Source organism: Oleiphilus sp. HI0125 (genome assembly GCF_001635355.1).
Genome location: NZ_LWGF01001049.1, coordinates 1 through 1,935, shown reverse-complemented (window position 1 = coordinate 1,935; position 1,935 = coordinate 1). Strand labels below are relative to the sequence as shown.

Annotated in this window: 2 protein-coding genes; both read left to right on the top strand. The window is 46.4% G+C overall.

The genetic code is table 11. The features are described from left to right. Window position 1: 1 nt before the first annotated feature. Window positions 2–1,354, top strand: coding sequence for a replicative DNA helicase (gene dnaB / locus A3762_RS17990; RefSeq protein WP_068756956.1), 1,353 nt, complete (start codon window positions 2–4; stop codon window positions 1,352–1,354). Window positions 1,355–1,365: 11 nt separating this feature from the next. Then, on the top strand, window positions 1,366–1,935 hold a 570-nt coding region (locus tag A3762_RS17985; RefSeq protein WP_197469367.1), incomplete at its 3' end, for an alanine racemase.

Sequence of the window (1,935 nt, the reverse complement as noted above, 5' to 3'; positions counted from 1 at the left end):
AATCTTAAATTTAAAAACCCCACCGCACTCAATCGAAGCTGAACAGTCCATTCTTGGGGGCCTGTTGTTAGATAATAGTAAATGGGATGCGATTGGCAGCAAAGTTATAGAGGATGACTTCTACCGACAAGATCATCGTTTGTTATTCCGTGTCATGAGCCGTTTGGCTACGGCGGGCAACCCTGTTGATTTGATTACTGTCTCAGAAGAACTGCAGCGTATTGGTGAGCTTGATAATGCTGGTGGTATGCAATACCTCACCGAACTCGTTGAGAAAACTCCTAGTGCGAGTAACGTCCATTCCTACGCAAATATTGTGCATGAGCGAGCTGTTTTACGCCGTTTGATTCGGGTTTCTGGTGAGATCTCTGATAGTGCTTTTAATCCTTCAGGAAAGAGCACCAGTGAATTATTAGACGAAGCTGAGCGCAAGGTATTTAAAATTGCCGAGGGCACTGCAGGTGAGGAAGCTGGTCCTGTTTCTATCAATCCGATTCTGACCAAAACGCTTGAACGTATCGAAGAACTATTTGATGCAGAAGAGGGGATTACCGGTGTTACGACAGGGTTTACCGACCTAGACGAAATGACTTCCGGTTTACAGCCCTCTGATTTGATTATTGTTGCGGCGCGTCCTTCTATGGGTAAAACGGCATTTGCGATGAACTTGGTAGAAAATGCGCTGATTAAGGCTGAACTCCCGGTATTAGTATTCAGTATGGAGATGCCGGCAGACTCTATTCTTATGCGTGTATTGTCGTCGTTAGGCCAGATAAACCAGACTCGTATTCGTTCGGGTAAGTTAGAAGAAGATGATTGGCCGCGCTTGTCTTCAGCGGCGAAAATCCTAAAAGACCGTCCGCTTTACATCGACGATTCAGCAGGTCTTAGTCCAACAGAAGTCCGCTCACGTGCTAGACGTGTGGCGCGAGAAGTGGGGCAGATTGGCTTGATCATGGTCGACTATTTACAGCTGATGCAAGTACCTGGGATGAATGAGGGAAGAACGGCCGAAATTTCTGAGATCTCTCGATCTCTTAAAGCTTTAGCTAAAGAGCTTAATTGCCCGCTTGTTGCGCTTTCTCAGTTAAACCGAGGCCTAGAGTCGCGAACTGATAAGCGTCCGATGAACTCTGACTTACGTGAATCCGGAGCGATTGAGCAGGATGCCGACGTCATCATGTTTATCTATCGCGACGAGTACTACAATGAAGATAGCCCAGATAAAGGGCTTGCTGAAATTATCATTGGTAAGCAGCGTAACGGCCCAATTGGTAAGATCCGTCTTCAGTTCCAAGGCGAATTCACCAAGTTCAACGATCTGTCACACGTGGATTATAACAACGAATTCTAAGGTTCTTTGCGATGGCCCGACCTGCTGTAGCTCTTATAGACCAACAAGCATTTGAACAAAACATTGCCTACCTATCCGGCCTTGCCAATAGTGCCGAGACCATTCTTGTCGTAAAGGCAGATGCCTATGGTCACGGCGTTAAGAATCTCATTTCATCATTTCAAGGTCGCCGCTTGGCCGTGGCCTGTGCTGAAGAAGCTGCAACAATTTTCTCGATAGGTTTTGATGGTGAAATTCTCTTACTTGAAGGGCCATTCGAAGCGGACTGCATCGAGAGTCTAGCTCAGCACAACGTGAGTTATGTTATCCATCGGCCTGAGCAAGTGAGCATGCTGGTTGCACAAAACTTTGATGGCAAGGTCTGGTTAAAAATCGATTCGGGTATGCATCGTTTGGGCTTAACGGTCGAGCAAACCAAGCGTTGTATTGAGTTATTAGACGGCGCAAATATTCAGTTAGAAATGCTAATGACTCACTTTTCGAGCGCAGATGATCGTCGAAGCCGCTCATTGCAAGAGCAGGCGGATGCGTTTGACCGTTTAGTGAACGAGTTAAAGCTTGATGATCTTCCAGTATCAATG